Raw genomic sequence first — 24,681 nt, forward strand, 5'->3', positions numbered from 1 at the left:
TGTCTTCCCCTCCTCATTCCGGTATCAGCTCGTATAGCTGGCCGTATTGGCGGCCGTCGGTGAAGAAGAGCCGAATATAATCGTCCTTCCCGATCTCGATCTCCGGCAGCACATTCCGGCCCGGGGCGAACGGCTCGACGAACGGGTACACCGTTCCGTCGTCTTTGCTGGCGGGAGAGCCGCCATGCTTCTTCACATAACACAGCACATCCGCTGGCAGCGGCACCTCTGCCGTCACCTGGATTTGCGCCGCTTTGAATTTTTTGAACCAGCCGCCTTTATAGTGAATCGAGTAATAGATTCTCGCCCGGCCGGTGCTCAGTGCGATCCGGTTCCCGCCATCCGGCTGGATGACAAGCTGCGGCTGTCCGTCCTCCTGCAGCAGACAGGCATAGACGGTATAGACGAGCCGCCCGATCCCATCAATCCGGTCATGGAAGCCGTTGTTGGCTTTGTACTCGTCTCTCGTGTACAGCTTCAGCTCCGCTGCCGGCGGACGCTCGGCCGCCGGGCGATCCGCAGCCGCCTTGTGAACATAGACGGCCTGGATCGTATCGGGCCACAGCCAGCGCAGCGTACACCGCGCTTCGTCAATATGATGTGTCAGTCCGCGGATGACCGGCGTCTCCTGACCCGCTTCCGTATAATGCATCTGTCATGGCCTCCCCACACTAGAATCCGCGGCTGCTCCGATCGGGCTGCCGTCCGGACAGGTTGCTGCCTTCACTGCCCGCCGATCCTCTCCGCCCGCGGCCTTCCCGTTGCCGCTGGCTCTCCTGTACAGGCACGACCAGCGAGAACAGCGCGATGACGCCCGCCAGCACCAGATCGGCGCCCAGGCGCACAGCTCCGTCCGTGAGCGGGCGTCCGGACAAGCCGGCCTCCAGCAGGAGACCGGCAAGCAGTCCCGCCGCCGCGCCGCCGATAGCGAAGCTCTTGGCAAGATAGCGGTTGTCGAACACGAGACCGAGCGACAAGCCAAGCGCAGTGCCAATCAGCATAAGGGCAATGACATGCAGCGTCATATAATAGCCGCTGTCCCGAAGCGGCCCGGAACGCTCCGTCACCAATGTCCGATCGCCGATGCTGCTGTAAATCTTCTCGAAGACGAACGACAGCTCGTTCGCTTTGGACACATCGTAGTATTGGCCGCCGGTCTCGTCCGCGATCCGTCGCAGCAGACCCGCCCCTTCCGCCTCGACCAGACTGAGGCCGATCGTGTGAACGGCAATATGCTGCGCCTTATAATCGGCGAGCGCTTCATTCGTATTCACTTCGCTGAAGCCGTCCGACAGCAGCACGACCATCGTGCCGCGCGAATCATCCTGGTTGTCCTTGATATGCTTCATCGCTTCGGATAGAGACAGGCCGATATCCGTACCGCCCTGTGTCGGCTGGAGCGCATCGATCTTGGCGAACAGCTCATCCTTGACAGCCCGATCCTTCACTTGCACGAAAGGCTGAAGCAGGTCCACGCTGTCGTTAAATACAAACACAGCTACCCGCTTGTCCCGATCCATCTCGTCGATCATCCGTTTGGCCGCTTCATAGCGATCCTGGTTCGGATCCGTCTGCTCCATGCTGCCCGAATTGTCGATCACGAGCACGATATTTTTGACCGTCTTTACGCCGCCCGCCTCGATCTGGTACGCCGCTTCAAGCGCCAGTCCCGCGATGAACAGCATGACGAGCGTCGCGGGCACGAGCACCAGCCATGATGTGCCCGCATACCGCTGCCGCCACGATTGGCCATTCAGCCGGGGCGAGATCATCTCGGCCGTCAGGCAGGCCAGGCCGATGAATAGGGCGATAACGCCGAAGTAGAGCCCGCTTACCACGACATCCGGCCATTGGCCAAGCAGGCGGCCCAGCAGCCACTCCCCGGCCGCCCAGCCGGCGGCGCCTCCGATCAGGCTGAACAGCACCATGAGCCAGTTCACTTTTCGCTGCATAAATATAGCATCCTCTCACATAAAATACGTGTTCATAAAGGGATGTACAAGCATTCCACTCCCCGCCATTCCCCCCGGAACGGCCGCAGCCCGTACGGAACATCCGCGCTCCCGCACGGAAGCACGGCGGACGTTCGCCCGGCATGCCGGCTTAACGGACAGGCGGCAGCAGCTCAGGATCGAGGCCGTGGAATCGGTACCCGTTCTGCACATAGCTCTCGTAGTACATTTTCCCGTTCCGGTAATACATGAGGTCCTCAACGCGGAAGCCGCCCATAATGTTCAGCTTCTCCACCCCGCTGCTTCGCTTCTCGTGCACGCAGCCGAGCTTGTAGATGCGGGACGTCTCCTCCTCGTTCAGCGCGTACCGCATAAATTCGCTCGTCGCGTCGCCGAAGAAATATTTCTCCTCATAGCGGTGCTTATGCGTATAATCGAGCAGGCGGATATGAATGCCGGCATGCTCCTCCAGCGTCCGGTACAGCTTCTTGAACAGTTCGTCTCGCGACAGCACCTCCTGGTTGCTGTAGTCGATCGTCACGTTCGCCCGCCGCAGCAGTTCTTCCTCGAACGTCTGCTTGAACGGAGCCGCGGTCAAAATATGAGCCCGGCACACCTCGCACAGCCGCGCGGCCAATGCTTCCGTTCCTTGCTCCAGCAGGCGGGAGACGCTGCCCATATACCGCTCTTCGCCGAAGGCGCCCGGCCCCCGCTTCGCCTCGATATCCCGCATGACGTCCGCCGTTACTCGCTCGTAATACTCCATAATATTTTGACCGATATAATCATCGGCCTGGCGGATGCTGGCAAACGCCGCTTCCCGGAGCGTCCGCTCCAGCGTCTCCAGCTGCTGCACATACTGCTTATATATCGTGTGCAGCCGTTCCAGCTCCGCTTCATATCTCCGGTACAGCCCCAGCTCCGTCTCCAGCCGCAGCACCTCCAGCTTCTGACGGTACACGGTGTCGAAGAAGGTGCGGATGAAGCTGCGCACATTATGCTTATCCATCAGCGGCAGCCGCTGGAACGATTGCTCCTCCACCGTCTCGCTATACTTCTGCTCCAGCTCGGCCCGCGCCGCCTCGAGTGCTCTTCCCGCATCGCGGATGCGGCCGTGCAGAAGCGGCCAGATGCTGCCCGCTTCCTCCGCTTCGTTCGTCCAGGCGTACACATGATAGAAGCCGATATCCGTCTGGGAGTCCAGCCGCTGCCGGACCATATATTGCAGCTCGTCATCCGGCAGCTGCCGGATCGCGCTGTCTGCGGCCCGTTCGTAATTATCCCGGAAAAAGGCAATGCAGCCGCTGCCGAACAGCGCTTCCTCGGCTTCGCGCAGCGTCATGCGCTTCAATTGGCTGAAGCTGACGCCATGCGTCATCATGCCGTTCATATCGCGGAGCCGCTCATCGTCCGGCACTGCTTGATCGACCCGGGCCCCTATCGCTTCCGGGTCCAGCCCGAACCAGGCCAGCTTCTCCGCCGGCGTCCGTTCGGGTCCGCCCTTCATCCGCGCCGTCAGCTCCCGGCAGAAATGGTACAGCACAGCGAGCGCTATCGAATGATTCGGGCGCTTCACCTTCGAGAATCCCGCCGAGACGAACCCGATCCGGCCGGATTCGGTCATCAGATTGTTGCGCAGGGAGGTATTGTTGTAGCTGTCCATTCCATGCGCCGCGGCCGAGTCAATCCGCTTCCGGTTTTTCAACAGGTTCATATGGCAAATGATCTCGTAATTGTCTTCCTCGTCGAAGGATGACATGCCGCGTTCATTTTTGTCCGTCAGCACGTAGACGAGATCGAATAACGGCGAAGCGGGATGCGTCACCTCGATCGCAATCCCGTCTTCCGTCACATGCAGCGGGGCCGAGAACGAATAGTCCGGACTCTGCATATAATCGAGCTCGCGCAGGAACGCGACTCCCGCCGAGCTGGCATAGCCGAAGGATTCCGCTTGTTCACGCTCGCTGACGAGCGCGTACAGGTCCGTCTGCACCGATTTGAACGATTGCTGAAAAATCGCTTCCGCCAGCATCGTAATTTCCGGCACCAGCACATTGAGCGGATCATCGGCCCGCGTAATGACCCCCAGATGAATCCGGTCGAAGGAGGCATACAGGCGGCCGTACTCCGCGATATCGCTGCTCACCTTCCGCAAGATGCGGTTGAGCTCAAGCAGGCCGCCCTCCTCCTCGTAGAACTGGCGGTGCACATCGCGGCGCAGCTTCTTGCGGCTGTCGCCGCCCCCGCTTCCGCCGATCGGAAGCACGAGCCGGGCGACTCTGCCGCCGGGGTCTGCGCCATGCCGCGCGGAAGCGGAGCCGCGGGCGGCCGGGCCAGCCGTGTCATCGCCGTAAGCTTCCACGCCTTGGTCACGGGACGCCGCGTGCACGTACATCACGCCGGCGCTGTTATCCCATTTCCGATCGTTAATCCGGATCATCGGCTCGATAGCGTCCCCCGCCTTGTCGCCGATGAAGAGGAACACCGTCGGATAATGAATGCTGCTCTGGTTATCGTCCCGGCCGGTGAGGCGATCCTCGTCGTGCGCATATTCGGTTGCGAACCTTTCTACCATGGTGTGCGTCATCATCTTATTTCAACTTTCTCCGAATGGCGTTCAGCTTGGTCGTCAATTGCTTGTAGAACTGGTACGTGTCCTCGCCGTTCGCCAGCTCGATTTTCTCGTATTCCAGCCGCTCGCGCGCCTCCAGGAATGCCGCGTACAGCTCATCCAGCTTCGCCAGCAGCGGCGCGACGTCCTCTGTCGCCGTCATCTCGGCGGCGCGGCGGGCCGATTTGCGCAGCAGCGTGCCGCGACTCTTCTCATCCAGGCCGCGGAAATGCTCGTATACTTCGTATTCGACATAATCCCGGCTCTTCATCAGATTGGCGAACGGCTCCCATGCTTCCTCTTCCTCGTCGCGGTCATACACATAGAGCGCGCCTTTTTTGCAGATCGTTCCGGTGTACAGCGCCTCGATGAATTGATCCTGCCACTTCTCCTCATCCTGATGCTGGCTAAGGATCTGCTCGAACTCGGCCATCTTCGCCTCGATCGCCTCATACTTGGCCAGTTCCTCACGAATGCGCGCAATCAGCTCCGGCGAGCGGATCAGATTGTCCTTCGCCAGATCCTCGTTCATGCTGCCGAAAATATCTTTGGTCTCGACCGGCTCCAGCCCCTCTTCCAGCAGCCGCTTCAGATCGAGGTAAGCGCGCTTCACTTCCCCGAGATTCGGCTTCGCGGCCTGAAGCTGCAGATCGTAGCCTTGCAGCATGTCCGCGAGGTTGAACGGCTTCGTGAAGACGACCGCATAGCGGTTGCTCGTGTTGTCGTCCATGCCCTTCTCGATGACGGTCTTGAACCGCGAGCCCCGTTCGAATTCGGCGCGGACGCGGGCGTTGTATTTCTGCACCCGTTCATTCTGGTACGTATCTCCCCATGATTGCTCCGGTATCGGCGAAGGAAGATAAGTCCAATTCGCTTTATCGGTCTGCACGAGATGGCGGCCGATCCCCTCCTTGTCGAGAATCGTGCGCTCGTAGCTTTCCTCATATACCTTGAGCGGCGTATAGACGAAGAGCGGCACCCCGTTATGCGTATTCAGCCAGAAGATGCGGTTCTTCACTTCGCTCTCCTTGACCGTGAAGTTCGACTTGCCGACCGCATTGTTCTGATAATTGCGGATCCCTTTGAGAATGCTCGGCGCCTGGACGGGCACCGACACGAAGCCCCAGCGCGGGAAATGAAGATTGCCCGAGCTGTTGCTCAGATGGAAGACCGGAACCGCCTCGTCATCCAGCTTGCTCGCGATCTGGCGCTCGACGAACTTGTCGATCGACTCGTCGTTGCCGAACTTCATGACGAGGAACTCCTCCATCGATTGCGTAATCAGATCGCCGAACTTGTCCGACAGGAAGTCTGAGATCGAACTAACGATATCGAGCTCCTGCTCCTTGATCCACTGGTTCGAGTGATTCAGCAGCTCCAGCGAGAAGTCGCGGATCAAGTCATCGACTTCCTTCTGATCCATAATGTTGCTGATGACTTTCGAGATGTCCGGCACGCTGACGATGTTCCAGTAATAGGTCCGGTTCCCTTTATGGTCGGCCTGCTCCTCGCCGTTGATCAGAATGTCGCCGTTCTTCTCGAAGATCGAGTTGAGCGCGTTCAATATTTCGGTAAATACGCTATAAATGCGGTTGTTCTCCTGGTTCAGCAGCTGGTACAGATCCTCGTAGAATTCGATCATCTGCTCCGTGCGCTCCACATCGGCATGCAGCCAATATTCATGGATTTTGGCTTCGATGTACATATTTTTCTTTTTGTCCTTGGAAATAAAGGCGCTCTTCGCATCGCCGAGGCGCTCATTCGCCTGCTCCTGCGCCGCCTCGATGTCGCGCGGAATATGATGCAGATTCTCGCGCAGCGTCTCGATGTAGGAGAGCAGCATTTTCAACAGACAGAAGCCCTTCTCCGTGTAGATGAGACGGGACACATAGAACGGCCCCTGCTCCGGATGGAGGAACATCCGCCGGATCTGATCGGTGAAGCTGCCGACGATCTCGCCGGGAAGCTGCTTCTTCGCCTTGATGTATTCCTCGCGCGCCCGCGCCAGGAACGTCTGCTCCAGCTCCGTATCCATATTGACGACTTGCATTTTGATGACATTGTTATAGCTCAGGCGCTCGCTGTTCTCGAAGCCCGGCAGCGGCTCCGGCACGCGCGATTCGAATGTCTTCACCATCGTGTCGAGATCGACGCCCAGCTTGCGGGCGAACTTCTCGACCTCCTCCTGGCTCGGCGCCTTCTGGAACATCTTCTCCATCTTCTGGAACAGACGGTACCCGAGATAGGTCGTCATCTCTTCGATTGGCAGGACGGCCGACGACGCGCCGATGATGTTGTATTCGTAATTGGCCGGATACGCCCGGTTCATCTGGGCGATATTCGTACGGATATTGCTGATATAGTCGTGAATCGCGAATTCCTCGCCGGACTGCTTCTCCTCGCTCGCCATGAAGTTGGTAATGTTCTCGGCCGTCACGTTCATGCAGTAGTCGTACGAGTTCTCCAGCAGCTTCCCTTCCGTGTTCGTCGCCGAGATCAGATGGCACAGATTGAACGGCGGCAGCGGAGAATTAACCGTCAGGATGTTGCCGTATTTCTGCCGGAAGCGCTCGCCGCGGCTGTCAACGTTCATCCAGTAATCAAGCTCCTTGAGCGCGGCGTAGCCGTTCTTCTTGATATATTCGCGCGTATGCTCGCTTAGGCTCTTGTTCGACAGGTTCACGTCCGGCGTGAACAGATAGCCGAGCGTATTGACGCGGTCGATGCCCGCCGAGCCGTAATCCCGCTCGATAATGCCCCGCACGATATAGGAAATATCCAGGAAGCAGCCGCTGCCGGTCCCGCCGGACAAGCCGGACAGGAGAAATACCATCAGCTTCTTGTTCGTGCCGACGGACAGCGTCTTAATCTTCTTGTCAATCGCCTGCACGACCTGATTGATTTTGGTGAACAGCAGCAGGCGGCCCGCCTGGCGCACGCCTGCGGCGCCGTTCATCCCGTCGGTGATGCTGAGCTCGGGGGACAGCCACTCGGTAATGTACGGCTCCAGGATGCTGCGGTTCTGCAGCAGCCCGCCGATCTCGGCGTTCGACAGCAGCACGAATTCATTGAGCGGATCGAGTCCGATGCCGCGGTATTTTTTGTTGCGATCCTGTTCGTTCGTCTCAAATGCCAAGAACTCCACATTGTCCGGCTTCTCGCGCTTCTTCTTCGAGATCGGATCTTCCGGCAGCTTGAATCTGCGGTTGATCTGATACTTCAAGCGCAGCAGCGCGTCGATGCCGGTCCCGCCCAAGCCGATAATCAAGATCGGATTGTCGATCGTGTCGACGCGGATCTTATCGCTGACGATTCCTCCGCCCAGCGATACGTCCAATTGCTGAATATGTTCTCTGACGATTGGTTTCATAAAAGGATGTTCCTCCCTATCAGTTCGAGTTCAAAAAAACGGGCGTGCGGAACGGTTCTACACAATATATTCAATCCAGACCGTTTTATCAACCTGTTGCAGCGGGATCGTAACCCGGTCGCCGCTCTTCAACTCCAGCCCTCTGCTCGCATCGACGGCGCGGCCTGATTTCTCAACCGTCCCGGCCGAGCCGTTCTTGAGCAGGATGCGGTCGCTCTTGCCCGGCATAAAGACCATCTTGTCGGTCTCCTTGAACTCGGGCGCCAGCTGCAGCAGCTGATGAAGCGTGAATTTACCCTTGAAGGCAGTCAGCTTCTTATATTGCGGATAGGTCTTCTCCCCCGTATTCTCATCGCGGATCTCAATGACCATCTGGCCGACGAAGCCGCGGTTCGCCTTCTTCCATGCCGCAATAAGGAACCCGGCGGCCAGGGCGAGGACGATGAGGCCGACAGCCGCATAGACGATCCACATCGGGAACGGCTTATCCGCTTCTCCATCGCCTGCACCCGCTTGAGCGGACGCACCGGCGCCCGCCGGCTTGGCGCTCACCTTGACCGGCTCCGTCTCCCGGTAGAAGCTCTTCTCCTCCGCTCTTACTTTAATCTCGTAATCATGCTTGTCCTTCACCTCGAATTCACCTTCGAAGCGGTCCCCCGCCTGATCGAGGGGCAGATCGGCCGTATCGCCGGTATCGAGGTCCTTGACATTCAGCACGGCGCTCATGTTCCGGTACAGCGCCTCGTTCTGCAGCTGCTGGCTATTGCTGGTCAAGTAGGCGCCAATCTTGATTTTATCTCCTTTTTTATAGGTTTTGGCCGGAATCGGGTCCATCGTCAGCTCCAGATCGTAGTTGAAGACGAGATTAATATCGATCTTGTCCTTGTCCGCCCCCTTGACCTGCAGCTTCCAATCGCCCTGGACCGGTTGAATCAGCTTCAGGAGCGAATAGCTCTTCGAACGGGACAACTGAACGTCATCTGAAGGAATCGCGATCTCCTTGCCGGACGGGTCATACAGCTTCAATTCGACCGGCTTCGAGGACATGATGGAAATATTGGCCTCCATCACGTTCGCATTCGGCACGTTCACCGTCACGTCCTGATAGCTTCCGTTCCCGGTGATCGACTGGACCGGAACGATCTTCAGCTTTTGATGGCTGGCGAATATTTCGCTCAAAATTTGCGGCAGGTCGTCCGCGGACGACGTGACGAACGCTTTGCCGTTCGTCTGCTTCGACAATTCGGCCAACGCTTCCTTGTTCAGCTGCCCGTCGGCATTCAGCCCGATCGTGTAGATCGGGATGCCTTTTTGCTTCGCGTCTTCTACCGCCGCGCTCAGCTCCTGATCCGACTCCGCCTGCGTGCGGCCGCCGTTCTTGTTCAAGTAGTTATTGCCGTCAGCCAGCAGCACGATCATCGGCTCATGGGCCGGGTCGGCTCCCTGCTGGAGCACCTTGACGGCTTCCTTCACCCCGACCGCGATGTCGGTATAGGGCCCGCGGTTCAATTGGTCGATGAACTGCTTCAGATCCTCCTTGTCCGCCTGGGATCGAATCTCCAGCAGCGCTTTCTCGCGTTCGATTTTATCGGTATAAGCGACGATGCCGACTTTATCGCCTGAGGACGACAGCATATCGATGAACATCTTCATCGCTTCATTGCCGATCTTGTCTTTATCGCTCGTATCCATCGAATTGCTCACATCGATGACAAGCATGGCATCGATCTTCGAGGCCGCCTGGGCAGCCTGCGCCGCAGGCACCTTCCCGAGCCAGGGAAGCAAGCCGAATGCCAGAGTGAACAACATCATGTAAGCAGCAAATTTTCTCTGAAGCATAGTTGTACTCCTTTATCATAAAATGATAGGTTAATGGCAGGCACACAAGCGCCGCGGAAGACGGCACTATATTGTTATACCTTATAGTTCTTAAGAATAGATGAAAATTTTCTGAATTTCCTTGGGTCCCGCCACGATATTGTCTGAAACGACAATATATTTACTGATTCTACCACCGATCTGTCATTATGATATAATCAGTGACTGTAAAGTTCAACCTCATTCGACACAATGCAATAGGAACAAGGTCATTCGAATGAAGGATGTCCTTGTCGAAATTTGTCTAATCAGTATACGATTCAAGGACACGCTGCCTTAATAGATTACTATGGGCTTGCGGAGCATCTCCCATTACTAGATTGCAGTTAAAGGAAGGGACTCTCTATGTTAGCATACGGTTGTATCGCAGTTTTGTTTCTTTTTGTCGCCAGCCAAGCCGTCCTCTATTGGGTTCGGCAGAAAGCGACGCCTTCGCCGGCGGATATTGATGCCCGGCTTGTCTCTATCGTCAATGGCGAGAGCGGGAGAACGCCATGAAAAAAATACCTGCCTACTTCAGACCTTACCGCAAGCCGAAGCAGCTCTATCATCTCATACATCGATGCGCCTCGTGTCAGGCGTTCACCGCGCTGGAGGAAGAAATCTGTCCGGTCTGCGGTAAAGCGTCGCTGCGCCCGATCGAACGGCACGCGGCCTCCCGGGTAAGACGATCGCTGCAGACGAAGCGGCTCTTCGCCCTGCTGCTCGGGCTCATCGGCATCCTGCTGAGCGATACGTTCGGGCAAATGGTGCTCTGCGCCGCGGCGTCCATCCTCTTGATCGGCCTGCTCTGGTTCGTCCAGCGGAAGGCAATGTCCGCCGAAGCCAGCCGCGAGCTGGATCAATTGCTGCAGCGCGAGCAGGAACGGCTGGCCCAGGACATATACCGCGACTGGGAGCATGCCTTCTCCCATTGGGATGACGACAAGCAGCTCACCTATGAGCTGCTGCGCGAGCTGCGGCCGTTAATCCGCAACGATACGATTCGGCTGCAGCAGCTGGCGCTGCTTCATTACTTCGCGCTGCGCAAAGATATGGAGCTGGAGCTGGAGCCGCTCTTGCTGCAGCAATATGATCCGCTGTTGGCCGATTACATCGGCGAGATCGCCAAAATCAAGCGGGATCTGATTAAGGACCGCACGTTCCAGTTCGTCATCCATTACGAACCGGAAATACTCGGGCTGGACAACGGCCAGGATATTCTCGCGGGCGTGGCGGGCGCGGCCGTGCGCATGAAGCGCTACGTGCTCGCCTATCCCGGATTGGTCCGGCGCTACGCCCATCGCCTGCCGAAGGAGCGCTTGCTCCGGCTGCACCGGATGATCCGGCAGCACCCGCATGAGAATTGGGACCGCGTCGCCGACGAGGTGAACCGGATTGTGCGCGAGAAATACGAATGGGATCCTGACTTTCAGGACTCGGCTGAGAGAGGCTGATGTATATGACGATCCGAGACATCCTGAACCCGCGGAATCTGATGATCTTGTTATGCGCCGCCGCGGTGGTAATGATTGGATTCAAGGGGATGCATATCAAAGAGAAGATCGACGCCGTCAAGGAGGCGGACCGGCTGTATGCCGCTCATGAGCTTGTGGAAGCGGAAGAAGCGTACCGTCATGCCCGGAATAATCGCTCGATACGTTATGAGGAAGACAAGCTTGCCGAGAGACTGCGGGAGCTGGCGCCGATTACCGAGATGAAGCGCCAACTGAACGAGGTCATGTCAGAGGCGGACGAAGCGGCGGCATCGCTCCGCTTCGATGCGTTTTTGAAGATACATAGCCGATATCAGCAATTGCGTTCGACCTATTTGAAGTCTGGCGGCTCTTATGCCGTCGAGTTCAAGCAGATGCTGGCCACCGCGCGAGCTGCAGACCGGATGCAGGAGCATTTCAGCCGGTTCAAGGCTCATTTCGAGGCCCAGTTGAAAGACGGCAAGCAGGAGAGCGGTGGCGATGAACCGTTCAAGGCGAATCTGCTGGCCATTCCGGCCTCACTCTTCGGCGGGGCCGACGACAAGGCGAAGCAACTAACTCGCCTGTTCCGGTCCTATGACGAAGCCCAACTGGCGCGCCTGGCTAGCCAAGGAAAGTTCCAGCTTATGCTGGACGAGGTCCTGGCCATGCGCCAAGCGTACCGGAAGCTTGACATCGAGGCCGAATGGCTGAAGAGCAAGTCGGAGGAGCTTGCCGAGGCGATACTGCGGAAGGATGTCGAGCAGAACAATGCGAAGGCGTTCGCCCTTCACGCTTCCGCCTATGCGGCCTATGTGGATGCTTCCGGCATCCCGTCGCGGCTAAGCGGCTATCTGGAACGCGAGATGGAGAACTGGGTGCGGAAGGCGGACCGCCATGTGGCGGCCGGGGAATACGAAGCGGCGATCAGCCTCTATGAGGCGCTGGCCGGCTTTCGCGACATGTCCGCGAACATCGAAGCCGTCCGCATCACCTGGGCCGCATCCGATCCGTCCCTTCTGCTGCCGGAGGGGGACTATCCGCTCGTCAGCGGCGGCCGGGACCGGTTCGGCGCCAAAGTGTACGCCATGGCGATCGATTCGGAGCGGCGCATATACTACGCGGCTTGGGACGGCCAAGGGCGGCCGACGGTGCTGCGCAGCCAGCCGCTTCCGACCGGAAACGCCGTGCGGAGCCTGACCGTCGAGGAACGGTTGAGCAGCAGCGATCAGCCTGTCCTGCTCGTCGAAGCCGATTCACATTCGCGCGCAGCCTTGTACATCGCCTATACCGCCGCGAATAACCAGCTCAACCCGTTGTTCGCGTTCGAGGCGGACGGCTACGAGGTCGGAGGCGGCGCGACCTTGCTCGTACGTAACCCGACCGTAGCGGGAGCCGAGGGCAGAGCGGCCACCTACGAGCGTCAAGGCGACGTCTACCAATTTGTGGGTGTTATTCCAGGTTCGGATTATATCGATATCCGCGTGGAGCAGCTGCCGGAGTATCCGCGCGAGAAGGTCCGCTTCACCTGCGAGATCACCGCTGTCAGCGAAATAGGAGCTTACGCCCGTATGGGAGACCGCTATATTCTGCTGAAGGGCGATTTCTCCTTCGAGGAAGGCCCGGTTACGGTCATTGGCGCCTATTATTACTATACGAACTTAGATATCGGCAGCGAGGACGAGACCGCTCCGGTCTTCATGGTCGAAGCTGTCGAATAGCGGGGTCATGACCGGGGCCTTCCCCCGCTTCCCTTCGCCTGCTTGGGAACCGGGCAGGAGGGGGCTCCTCGCCCCCTCCTTCTCGCATCAAAGTACAGTCATTCGCTACCATTTATCACCATTCATTACCCTTCGATGCCGTTCGGTAAACGGTCGTTCAGTTAAACGGTTCCCTTTCGCTTACTCCGTCCCCGTTCAGGCTAGACAGCATATGTCAGCGGGACGGGACTTCTGTCTTGATCGGTCGAAGGCGCGCAGTGAAATGCCGCAATATCGGCGGTTCGTACGTGAACTCCAACCCTGCCAATGTGCTTGCCCGATCCTTGATTGCAATCAGAGCATCCGCAATGACATCCATATGATTATTCGTATAGACGCGGCGCGGAATCGTCAAGCGCAGCAATTCAAGCTTGCTCTCCAACTGCTCACCCGTCGCTGCGTCACGTCCCAGCAGAAAAGAACCGATCTCGACCCCGCGTATCCCTGCTTCCAGATATAGCTCGTTCGCCAGCACCTGGGCCGGGAATTGCGCCGCAGGAATATGCGGAAGCAACTTCTTCGCGTCTACGAAGACGGCATGGCCGCCGGTCGGCGTCTGGAAAGGGATTCCTCCCTCCTCAAGACGTCTGCCGAGATATTCGATCTGGCCGATGCGATAAGCCAGATACTGCTCATCGACGCCTTCGCGAAGCCCGCGGGCAAGCGCTTCCATATCGCGGCCGGTCAAGCCGCCGTAAGTCGGAAATCCCTCCATCGGCACGGTCATCGAACGCGCTTGCGTAAATAACGCTTCATCCTCTTTAAAGGCCAGTAAGCCGCCAATATTGACAAGCCCGTCCTTTTTGGCGCTCATCGTGAACCCTTCGCCGTAAGAGAACATTTCACGGACGATATCAACGATATCCTTATGCTCATAGCCTGGCTCGCGCTTCTTGATAAAGTACGCATTCTCCGCATAACGGGCGGCATCAAAAAACACGCGAATCCCGTTCTGCTTCGCGATGGCAGATACTTCGCGAATATTTTCCATGGATACGGGCTGGCCGCCGGCACTGTTGTTCGTCACGGTAATGAGTATAAATGCGATGTTCCCGGTTCCCTTTTCAGCGATCGCATGGCGCAGCTTCTCCGTATCGAAGTTCCCTTTGAACGGGTAAGGCGTCGTCGTATCATAGGCTTGTTCGGTAACAAGATCAACCGCAATCCCCCCGGCCAGATCGACGTGCGCGCGCGTTGTATCGAAATGCCAATTGCTCAGGACATACTGCCCTTTTTGAATAAGCAGCGGAAACAGCACCTTCTCGGCGCCCCGCCCCTGGTGCATCGGAATCACATGCTGATAGCCTGTAATCTGTTGCACCGTCTCGCACAGATGATAATAATTGCGGCTGCCCGCATACGATTCGTCGCCCAGCATCATGCCTGCCCATTGGTTGTCGCTCATCGCGCTCGTGCCGCTGTCTGTCAACAGATCGATATACACTTCTTCTCCGCGCAGCAGGAATGGATTATACCCCGCCCGTTCCAGCGCTTTCTCCCGTTCCTCCCGTGATATTATGGTCAGCGGCTCCACCATTTTGATTTTAAAAGGCTCTGCGAATCGCGCCATTCCAACACCCCCGTTATTTTAAATAAGTTTTACAACGTCACCTTTAAAGTTTTTCCTTGCAGTTCCAATATTTTGAAGGCGATTTCATTATACTGGAAAAATATAACGCTTTCAATATTGTACTCTTTTTGCCTTTTTTTCTCACGATTTTTTCGCGGCAGGAGGAATATAGAAATAATTGGAGGTGATTCGAGATGGTTCATGAGTGGTATGTAATGGACAAATTAGGAGAGTTTCGGCGTCAAAAACTTGAAGCGGCGGATCGGAAAGGGGCGTCTAGAATAGAGAGACAGCAGATGTTGTCTCCCAAGAGGAGTCATTGGCTTTCTTCCATATTCAGAAGGAAGAAATGCAGGGGCAGCCTCTCTCTCTCACCTGCGGGAGCAACCGCAACTGCATCTCCTTCCCCTGCCCGGCATCAGGCAAAGAGCCGATGAGTCACCATTCCCTGGCCTGCCGGGCCTCCCCTCCTCTCCTGCGCCGCAGCGGAGGATCCCGTGAATCCACCAAGAGAAGGCCGTTCCCGGCGTCATTATTGACGACCGGGGAACGGCCTTCTCTTACCACTATCGGCTCTTTTTCCATGCCGATTCTCTATCCCTCTACGCCTGATGCCCGAACGGGTATTCCGGCGAGATCGTAACCGGCAGCTTGCCGCGCGCTTCCTGCTTGCCTGCCAGCACGGCCCCCAGCGCCTTCATCGTCGCCGGGCGATTCTCGTAGCAGCACAGATAGACCGGCGCATCCGGGAACTGATTCAAATCATACGGATTGCGCGTCGAGGCGACAATAACCTGCGCATCCTGGAGCCCAATCAGGCCCTGTACAATCTCGACCTGGCCGGGATGGAGCGTGGATACCGCATTATAGGTCAGCGCGACAATCTGCTTGAAGGATGCGGCCTTCGCCAAGGTCGCCTCCACTTCCTCCGCCTCCGGATACGTGCCGATCCGCCATTCCTCCACATGGTCAACGTACGGCGACAGCGCAGTCGCCACAGTGTAGGACTGTTCGATCGGCTCATCGACCTCCGTGCGCTGGCGCACTTCCGGCCAGATAACGAGCGTTGGCTCCTCCTTGCGAAGCGGGATGGCTCCGCCATCATTTTTGACGAGCGTAATGCTGTTCTCGCAGATGCGGTCGACGACGGCCTTGGAAGCGTCGGAACCGAACAGCGCCGCGAATTGAGGCGTCACTTCCGGCAGGACGTCCATGCTGCGCTTCGCCTTCAGCGCCAACAACCGATCGACAGACTCGTCGATCTGCGATTCCGGAATCCGTCCGCTGCGAACCGCCTCGACCAGCGCCTCAATCGCCGCCACCTGCTCTTCGTAGGTATGGCTGACGAGCACCAGATCGGCGCCGGCTTCCACCGAGCGCACGGCCCCTTCAGGAATGCCGAACTCCTTGGAGATCGCATGCATCTCCAGGCAGTCGGTGACGATTACGCCATTATAGTTGAGCCGCTTGCGCAGCAGATTCGTCAGCACGCTGCGCGACAACGTCGCCGGAATCGGGTTCGGCTCGAAGGCCGGGAACATGACATGTGCCGTCATAATCAGATCGACGCCCTCGCGGATAGCGCGAATGAATGGCGCCAGTTCGATCGCGAGCAGCCGCTCCTCGTCATGATTGACCGCGGCGAGTCCATGGTGGGAATCAACAGCCGTGTCGCCATGACCCGGGAAATGCTTCGCCGTCGCCGCGACGTTCGCTTCCTGCAGACCGCGAATCTGAGCTGCTCCTAGCTCTGCCACGAGATCCGGGCGCTCGCCGTACGAACGCACCCCGATGACCGGGTTCAGGGCATTGTTGTTCACGTCCACGCTTGGCGCGAAGTTCATATTGATGCCCATATGGAGCAGCTCTTCGCCGCAGATGCGGGCCGCTTCATACGCGTCTTCGGCGCTGCGTGCCGCGCCGAGCGCCATATTGCCGGGAATGAGCGTAATATCGTCCCAATCGATGCGGGCGACCATGCCCCCCTCCTGGTCGAGGCAGATAAAGAGCGGAATATCAGTATGCTTGCGCGAGATAAGCTGCAGCTCCCGGGACAATCCGCATACCTGCTCCTTGCTCTGCACGTTGCGGCGGAAATAAATGATGCCTCCAACATGATGCTTCTCAATCAGCGTGCGGATATTGTCGTTGACAACCGGGCCGTGGAAGCCGCACATGACCATTTGGCCGATTTTCTGTTCCAATGTCAGTTGCTGTTTACCCATGCCACTCGTTCCATCCTCTCTCTCGTTAAATTGATGCGCAGGCGCCGCTGCGCTGTCTATTCGGCCGTTACCCGGGACTCCCTGTATTCGGAAGGAGTCATGCCCGTATACTTCTGAAATACTCGGGTGAAGTAACGGCGCTCGGTGTAGCCGACGAGCATGCCGATCTGCGCGATGCTCTTGTCGGTCATGCGCAGCATCGACGTTGCCAGTTCCATGCGCTGTCTTGTTACGTATTCAACGAACGTCTCCCCGAAATAATTTTTGAACAGCATGCTGAAGTAGCTGCAACTGATGCCGAGGTAATCGGCGAGCTCCTCGATGCCGATATCCGAGCCCAAATGCCGGTGAATATAATCCTTCGCCGAAATCATAAGCAAATCGCCCGATTTCTTGTTCATGGCGTGTTCCTTCGTATTGCCGACCAGATCCGTGATGACATTCATCAGGTCCTTCACGCTCAAGCTGTGCTGCAGCTTGTTCCACACTTCCTCCTCCTGCTGCGCCTGGATGAATTCCAGTTCCCGCATCTCACGCAGCAGATGGATGACGACATAATGCAGGAACTTCTCGACCCGCATGATCGACTGCTCCGACATATAGGACAGGCTCGTCTGCAAGGAATGGAGCCCTTGCTCGACATTCCGCTTGTCGTTCTGCTTCATCCCGGATACGATCTCTTCGACGAGATGCCATTCCGAGACCGACGCGACCTGGCGGGCCATCGATCCTTCATCGACCGAGAGCAGCTGCTCGTCATCCGATGCCCATACCAGCACGCGCTGCAGCCGTTTGTAAGTGTGGGAGAGCGCGGCCATCGGCACCGGTCCCTGATCCCAGGCGAGGCTTACGGTCATTTTGACATGCTCCCGCACCGCCTGTTGAATATCTTGGGCCCAGCACACCATCTCCGAAGTCATCGCCTCCGCGCGTTCCGGGCCGAACTGAATGAGGACCGCCCATTCCCCTTCCCGCATTTGCAGGACGGCATAGGTCAGCCCTTCCTCCTGAATGGCATCCTGGAGCACATTGCGAACAGCGAAATTCCACAGCTTGCGCTCGCTATCTACCCATGATACGGTACGCTGGGCATATCCGTCCAGATCGACGAGCAGCACCGCATAGGTCAGCCGCTCGGCCGGGATGTCCCCTTCCTGCATCAGCAGCGGGGGCGGACCTGATGAGAAGCCCATCAGCACATCGAACAGCATTTTCTCGAAGGCAAGGCGGATGACTTTCCCCCAGCGCCGTTCCTCTTGCTTTTTCTTCTGCTGACGGGAACGGATCTCATCGGCCAGCTTGCTTACGGTCTGCTGCAGCTCTTCATAATTAATCGGCTTCACAATATAATCTCGCACCCCGTGCTGCAGGGCGATGCGGGCATATTCGAATTCCTGGTAGCCCGTAAGCATCAGCACCTCCGCTTCGACGCCCATTTTACGGATTTCCCGTAAAAATTCCATACCGTCCATCACAGGCATGCGGATATCGCACAAAATAATGTCGGGCTCATACGCGCGCACCGCATCGAGCCCTTCGGCGCCGTTGCGCGCGGTCCCGACGATATCGATCTGCATCTCGCTCCAGGGGATGACGATCTTCAGATTGTTCACGATCGGGGCTTCATCGTCAATGAGCAACACCTTCACGTTCATTTCGCTTCCCCCTGTTCAAATTTTGGTATCGTAATCTGAATCACCGTTCCCATCTGCGGCGCAGAACAGATGAACAAGCCATAGCGCGGGCCGTACCGGATTCGAACCCGGTCGGCTACGCTGCGTACGCCAAGGCCGCGGCGCTCTGTATTGTAGCTGTCGGCCAGCTCCGGGTTCGAAGACTGCCGCTCATCGGATTGCATATATTGGAAGCGGCTGAGCTGCCTGTTCGACATCCCGACGCCGTTATCCTTCACCCGTAAATAAATGCATTCGGCATCCTCGGAGGCGATGATTCGGATAACCCCGGTATGCATGATGCCGTCGAAACCGTGCTGAATGCAGTTCTCGACGAGCGGCTGCAAGGTCAGCTTCAAGATCTTCGCATTCATGATGTCATCCGGAACGCTGATCTCGAAGTTGAACACATCCTCGAAGCGGAACTTCTGGATTTCCAAATAACTGCGCGTGTACTCCAATTCCTCACGGATCGTAATCTCTTCCTTGTCTTGGATGCTCGTGCGCAGGATATTGCCCAGCCTAATCACCATCTGGCTTACTTTGCGGCCCTCATTCTGCACCGCAAGCACATTGATCGATTCCAGCGTGTTGAACAAGAAGTGAGGCTTGATCTGGGCTTCGAGCACCCGCATCTCCGCCTTGTTCTTCTGCTGCTGTTCCCGCTTGACCTGCTGCAGGAGCACGCATACCTGATCGATGAGGCGGTTGAAGCCGACAGCGAGCGCGCCCAATTCATCCCGGTCCTTCTCGTCGACCCGGGCGTTCATCTCGCCGGACTCCACGCGGCGCATGAAGCGCACGATTCGGTTGATGGAATGGGTAATCCGGTTCACGAACAGCAGATTGAACAGCACTGCGGCAGCAACGCAAATGAGCAAAATAATAGCGACCCACATGCCGAAGTTGATCATCTCTTTGGTCAGCATTTTCCATGAAGTCACCGAGACGATATGCCAATCATAATCCTTCAGCTTATACATCGACACGATGCTCTCCTGCCCGTTGAACGACGTCTTGAAGCTTTGGTAGCGCGGCGTATCCGATAGCTTGCTGGAATCGATCATCCCGGTTAACGAGTCCCCGTTCGCCAGCTTGTCGCTGTCATACAGAATCATGCCCTCATTATTGACGAGCAGGAAGCGCGTGTCATCCTCCTCCTCCCCTTGGTTGCGGCGGAAATCATTGAATATCGATTCGATCTCCCAGTTCTTGATCTGCACGACAAGAATGCCGATATTGCGCAGGCTGCTTAATTCCTTGACGACCCGGATCTGGGTAAAAACCGGTTCATGGCCGGTCACCTCCGGGTATTCATACGGCCCCACCCATTTCGGAGCGCCGTTCGACTTCAGGACTTGCTCGTAGAGCGGATGCTTTTTGAATTGATCGAACGGAAGCGCCATAAAGCCCTCTTTGTTAAAAATCGAAATAACCTGATTTTGCGGCAGAGTGCTTCGGTTATTATAAAGAAATGCGTATCCGATAGACGGATGGCTGTATAACAGCAGGCGGAAATTGCGTTGATTCTCGTTCAGCTGCAAATAATTCGCGTTGGCCAGATTTTCGCTCGCTCCAGCCTTCAGCGCGTTCTGGAAGACGGAGTTGCTGATGCCGGTGTCCGTCACCCGGTTCATTTCCGAGAAAAAGTAGCTGACGCTCTGCCCGATCGCTTTGAGCGAAAATTCCGCCTGCTCGCTATACTTTTGCGCGAATAATTGAAAGGTAATATAGAACACGAGCGACCCCAGCAACAGAAGGGGAATGATGATCAACGTTACGAATCCAGCCAACATTTTAAACCGCAAGTTCATTCCCGTTCCCAGCTCCGTCCGTATTTATTGCGCCAACGAAGGAACATTCCTTATCTCACGGTCATGTTCGCTTCGTCCTGCATCTTCTGCACGTCGGCCAGCATAGCGGCCGGCTCGACATCGCCTTCCATGACGCGCTGAATGCCGATGCGCAGCTCAGCGTCGACCTCGGCCTGGATTAACGCGTCGAACGCCGGCCATCTGTACCGAACTTCATTGGTGCGCTTGATAATCTCAAGAATAAGGCCGCTATCGACCACCTGCTCCATCTTCGACTGCTCCATCTTAAGCGACGGCAGCACGCCGTCCTCCATCAGACCCCTCAATTGAATCTCTTCATTATAAAAATTGAGGATGAACGACTTGACCGCCTCCAGCTTGCGCGGATCCTCCGCCACCTTGGCCGAGAACGCATACCCGTTGTTCGTGTCCACCATTGCACTTATCCCGTCGCCTTCCTTGAGCGGAGGCATCAGGAAGAAGCCGAATTTGCTCTTGCCGTCAGCCGTCTTCTCCTCCGTCAGGCCGGAAGACCCCCAGGTCCCGTCGAACATCATGATCGCCTCTCCAGTCAGAAGCTGAGTGCGCTGGTCTGCATACTCCAATCCGAGCTCGCCACGCTTAAAATAACCTTTGCTCACCCACTCCTGATGCTTCGAAATCGCTTCCACCATTCGCGGGTCGGTCCATTTCGATTCGCCGGTCTTGAAGCCTGCGGTGAAATGAGGCCCGGTATAGTAAGACCACAGATTATTAATCGTCATGAGCGGAACCCAGGCATCCTTGGAAGCTCGGGCGAACGGGATTTTGCCGTCGGCTTTGATCTTGTCCGCAATCGCTTCCAGATCGGCCAGCGTCTTCGGCAATTCCAGCCCCTTTTCCGCAAAATATTGTTTATTATAAAAATAGCCTTCAATGGATCCGCCGTTCGGCAAGCCATAAATCTTCCCGTCATGCGTCCACGGTTCCAGGTTGAGGAACTTGTCCCTCAAGCCAAGCTCCTGCAGAATCGGCGCTATATCCAGCACAAGGCCTTCCTTGGCATACAGACCGACATCCGGACTGCCGAATGTATCGAAAATGTCCGGCGGATTGCCGGCCGCCATCTCGCTTCTCAGCTTATCCTTGCGGTTCACCTCGCTGTCGACCCCATCCAGCCTGATCGTAAGACCTGGATGCTGCTCCTGCGTCTTCTTCAAGACAGCTTCGAGGCGAGCGAGGCGGTTCTTATTCGCGTCTCCGAGCTGGATATGCCGCAGCTTCAGATCGAACGGCTCACTATTTTGTGATTGTCCGGACTTGGCACCGTCTCCGCCGCCAATTATGCCGCAGGCAGCAATGACGGACGCCGCCGCCACGATCAGCGTGAGAAGAAGAACAGCCTTTCTTCTCATGGCAAGACCTCCCCAAGGTAAAGTATAGTCCATACATAATCAATTATAGGTCTATCGTCCGTATCCGTTAAGGACGAATATCTACGATAGGGGGATAAAATCCTCTAATCCCCATTATACAATTGTATCCCTGCTGGTGGGGGAGAGTCCTAACTCTCAGAAGATAGATCCGTTCCGTCGCATACCTGCCATTTACGACATTATCCCACTGGCTCAGTTATATTCGGATTCACCCTGGTCGTAAGTCCTTTTGGCCAATATCCCATTGAATCAGGTAGAGCCAGGTTCACCCCTCACGAGCCCTTTTGAGCAATATCCCATTCAGTCAGGTGCTTCCTCTGCCAACCCGCTATTTTCGCCATTCTCCCATTGATTCAGGTTGAGCCAGGTGCATCTCTTGCCTAGTCCATTTGACTATTATTCCAATCAATCAGAACCTATCTTATCCAAACATATCAAAGGCTGCTGAACAATTTCTTTACACCAGATAACATTTGTGGGGCTCATTCCGGCACATAGACATCTTCCTGAATGAAGGGGAGATTGCTCGTAAGAGGCACGGACACAAAACATGGTATGTCATTACTAAGTCAGACAGCTTTGTTAAGAGACTTTTTTGTTATTCACGAGGCTAACATAGCCTAATGTACCATGGATTCGACTTAAGAACAGCCATGCTGGGCTGGCTGAGTGAATGGGTGATGCCAAATGTCACTTTTCAATGCGTTCGTTCTCGTTTCAGCATATCGCAAGGCTCCTCATCTCGTTTTGGATCAGATTACGTGAGCTTATTTTTTATAGTCCGGACAAGTGTAGACGATCCATTTTCTTCTCATCTCAACGGGTGAATTTAATTGAATTTACGCGTGATTTATGCACGTCAATTATTCGAACGCATTATTTATGCGTGTTAATATTGGTTGTGAAACACACATACTACCTTCCTGACTGTTAGGGATATTGCTTATAAGTGCCCTCCTAACACATATACGACTTCCTGACGGATGGGGAGACTGTTCATAAGAGCCACGAATGAACTCACAATCTCAACATAAAAGCTATCCGGGATAGCACCCCAGATAGCTTCTTTTGTATGCTCTGCTTTGGCGATGGGAAATTGAATGCGGTACCGCGCCTGCGGTTTATTTTTTGCTGTCGTAGGCGGTTTGGTATATTTCCAGGAAGCGCGGCAGGTTCATTCCTTCGAGTGTCTGGAGATAGATATCCCAGTCTTTCTCCAGATCCGCGTCGCCGATGACGAAGCGGGCCATCATTTCGTCGACGTAGTCGTTGATTGTCTTCGACAGGTCGGACAGCTCAGCAGCCTGTTCATCGGTGAAGAACAGCTGCGGAACGGCCATATCCGCGCTTGGCTTGTATGGATCGTAGTTATTTTTCGTTTCATTATATAGGATCACTTCGAGACTCGGCTCGCCGTTATCTGGAACGGCCGAGCTCAAGCGAAGCTCGTTGGAGCGGTTCGTCGGCGCTGTCTGCTCCCAGTGGACGTTCTGAATCTGCCCGTATTCCTTCAGCTTCGCCCACTTGGCCGGCTTGCCGTTGATGCCGATTTCGCCTTCCTTCGCTTCGCGCCATTCCTCGCCCGGTCGTCCGATCGTCGTGCGCAGCGATACTTCTTCATCATAGAAGCCGTCTGCCCAACGGAAGGCGACATCCGGGTGTTTCGCGTTTTTCGTTATGAGGTACGATCCGACAGAGTATCCAAATGGGTCATAGGCGGCATATTGAACGCCGTTCGGCCCTTTCAATGGCGGGACGGTGACATAGTCGAGCCAGCGGCCGCTCTCTCCGGCGATCTGGGTGAAGACGCCCTGGTGTCCCCCAAAGGCCGCCCCGACTATCGGATCGCCGGACGCTTCGCCCAGCTTCAGCAGTTGATCACTGTCCTGCGTGAAGATTTGCGGATCGATCAAGCCATCCTTATACAATTTGTTCATATAGGCGAGACCGTCGCGCCAGCCCGGCTTGTCAAAGGCGACTTGAATGCGGCCATCTTCCACATACATATGACTGCGCGAAGGGCTGAAGACCGGGTTCAGCACGAAGGAGTTCATCAAAAAGGCGTCGATGGACGAGTACCAGCCGCTGCCGCGCGGAGCTCCCGTAAGCGGCACTTCATCCGCCTTGCCGTTCCCGTTCGGGTCCTTTTCCTTGAACGCCTTCAATACGGTGTACAGCTCATCCGTTGTGGTCGGTACGTCCAGGCCCAGCTTGTCGAGCCACGGCTTGTAGATCCACATCTTCTGCGCCATCGAGCAATGGTAGCAGTCGTTGATGCTCGGCAGCGCATAAATATTGCCGTCAGGTGCCGTAATCGCGGTGGACATCCCCGTATTGCTGTCGAGCACTTTTTTGAAGTTGTCGCCGTACTGCTCGATCAGGTCGTTGAGCGGCAGGAACACGCCCTGATTGCCATAGATCATCTGCTGCGCAGGCGTGACGCCGAATCTCATGATGACGTCCGGGTAGTCGCCCGAAGCGAGCATCAGGTTGAGCTTCTCGCTGGCGCTCTGCTGCGGCACGACGATCCATTCCACATGCACGTTCGTCTTTTCTTCATACCATTTCGTGAACTCGTTCGTCTCGAAATTTTCAACGAGCGCCTCCGACGGAACCATGACCTTCAGCGTCACCTTCTCTTCTACAATCGGGTATGTGCCCTTAGGCGTCACGATCGATTTACTGGCCTGGCCGCCGTCATTCGTTCCGCTCGCATTGCCGCCGCTGCCCGAGCAAGCGGTCAGCACAAGAGAGAGCGTCATCACCGCCGCCAGACATACCGTACTCCAACGCTTCCATCTCATTACGAATTCCCCCTTTTTGTCCTGTTCACAGCCATCTTGCCTTCTATGCCTAATGAAGCCGACGCTTCAAAAACCGATGCCGAAGCCTGCACCATATCAGGGCTTATCCTTTGATAATGTCTATCCTAATCAGGCCTGCCCTTTGATCATGGCTT

General features: G+C 56.2%; 14 protein-coding genes. 3 read left to right on the forward strand and 11 right to left on the reverse strand.

Annotated features, from left to right (window positions below):
* Positions 1 to 13: 13 nt before the first annotated feature.
* From FLT43_RS06210 to FLT43_RS06230, 5 genes are all read right to left on the reverse strand, one after another.
* A complete protein-coding gene (locus FLT43_RS06210) occupies positions 14 to 652 on the reverse strand; it encodes a beta-mannanase (RefSeq protein WP_087442530.1) in 639 nt (212 codons plus the stop codon).
* A gap of 19 nt (positions 653 to 671) precedes the next feature.
* Complete coding sequence (locus tag FLT43_RS06215; protein ID WP_087442529.1) at positions 672 to 1,952, reverse strand: vWA domain-containing protein; 1,281 nt, start codon at positions 1,950 to 1,952, stop codon at positions 672 to 674.
* Between the two features lie 151 nt (positions 1,953 to 2,103).
* Entirely contained in the window at positions 2,104 to 4,542 is a 2,439-nt protein-coding gene (locus FLT43_RS06220) for a transcription initiation factor TFIID (protein WP_087442528.1), read from the reverse strand.
* 1 nt (position 4,543) lies between these two features.
* Complete coding sequence (locus tag FLT43_RS06225) at positions 4,544 to 7,933, reverse strand: tubulin-like doman-containing protein (protein ID WP_087442527.1); 3,390 nt, start codon at positions 7,931 to 7,933, stop codon at positions 4,544 to 4,546.
* A gap of 57 nt (positions 7,934 to 7,990) precedes the next feature.
* Positions 7,991 to 9,772 carry a VWA domain-containing protein gene (locus tag FLT43_RS06230; RefSeq protein ID WP_087442526.1) on the reverse strand — a complete coding sequence of 594 codons (1,782 nt, stop codon included), beginning with the start codon at positions 9,770 to 9,772 and terminating at the stop codon, positions 7,991 to 7,993.
* A 384-nt stretch (positions 9,773 to 10,156) separates the two neighbouring features.
* Here FLT43_RS06230 and FLT43_RS29245 point away from each other — a divergent pair, with 384 nt between their 5' ends.
* From FLT43_RS29245 to FLT43_RS06240, 3 genes are read left to right on the forward strand one after another with little or no spacing between them, the layout of a single operon-like run.
* Positions 10,157 to 10,309, forward strand: coding sequence for a hypothetical protein (locus FLT43_RS29245; protein ID WP_164776196.1), 153 nt, complete (start codon positions 10,157 to 10,159; stop codon positions 10,307 to 10,309).
* The gene (locus FLT43_RS06235; protein ID WP_087442525.1) at positions 10,306 to 11,247 is read left to right on the forward strand and encodes a hypothetical protein; all 942 of its coding nucleotides are present in this window, start codon (positions 10,306 to 10,308) and stop codon (positions 11,245 to 11,247) included. Before FLT43_RS29245 ends, FLT43_RS06235 begins: the two co-directional genes overlap by 4 nt.
* 5 nt (positions 11,248 to 11,252) lie before the next feature.
* A complete protein-coding gene (locus FLT43_RS06240; protein WP_127510894.1) occupies positions 11,253 to 12,986 on the forward strand; it encodes a hypothetical protein in 1,734 nt (577 codons plus the stop codon).
* Positions 12,987 to 13,200: 214 nt separating this feature from the next.
* Here FLT43_RS06240 and FLT43_RS06245 read toward each other — a convergent pair whose 3' ends face one another.
* From FLT43_RS06245 to FLT43_RS06270, 6 genes are all read right to left on the reverse strand, one after another.
* A complete protein-coding gene (locus FLT43_RS06245) occupies positions 13,201 to 14,595 on the reverse strand; it encodes a tryptophanase (RefSeq protein ID WP_087442523.1) in 1,395 nt (464 codons plus the stop codon).
* 602 nt (positions 14,596 to 15,197) lie between these two features.
* Positions 15,198 to 16,820, reverse strand: coding sequence for a beta-N-acetylhexosaminidase (nagZ, locus tag FLT43_RS06250; RefSeq protein WP_087442522.1), 1,623 nt, complete (start codon positions 16,818 to 16,820; stop codon positions 15,198 to 15,200).
* A gap of 56 nt (positions 16,821 to 16,876) precedes the next feature.
* Positions 16,877 to 18,475, reverse strand: a complete 1,599-nt coding sequence (locus FLT43_RS06255; protein ID WP_087442521.1) for a response regulator transcription factor — start codon at positions 18,473 to 18,475, stop codon at positions 16,877 to 16,879.
* Entirely contained in the window at positions 18,472 to 20,307 is a 1,836-nt protein-coding gene (locus tag FLT43_RS06260; protein WP_087442520.1) for a cache domain-containing sensor histidine kinase, read from the reverse strand. The genes FLT43_RS06255 and FLT43_RS06260 overlap by 4 nt, the downstream gene beginning before the upstream one ends.
* 50 nt (positions 20,308 to 20,357) lie before the next feature.
* On the reverse strand, positions 20,358 to 21,701 hold the full coding sequence (locus FLT43_RS06265; RefSeq protein ID WP_087442519.1) for an ABC transporter substrate-binding protein: 1,344 nt from the start codon (positions 21,699 to 21,701) through the stop codon (positions 20,358 to 20,360).
* 1,142 nt (positions 21,702 to 22,843) lie between these two features.
* A complete protein-coding gene (locus tag FLT43_RS06270; RefSeq protein ID WP_087442518.1) occupies positions 22,844 to 24,526 on the reverse strand; it encodes an ABC transporter substrate-binding protein in 1,683 nt (560 codons plus the stop codon).
* Positions 24,527 to 24,681: the final 155 nt, after the last annotated feature.

Source organism: Paenibacillus thiaminolyticus (assembly GCF_007066085.1).
In the GTDB taxonomy this organism is placed as follows: Bacteria; Bacillota; Bacilli; order Paenibacillales; family Paenibacillaceae; genus Paenibacillus_B; species Paenibacillus_B thiaminolyticus.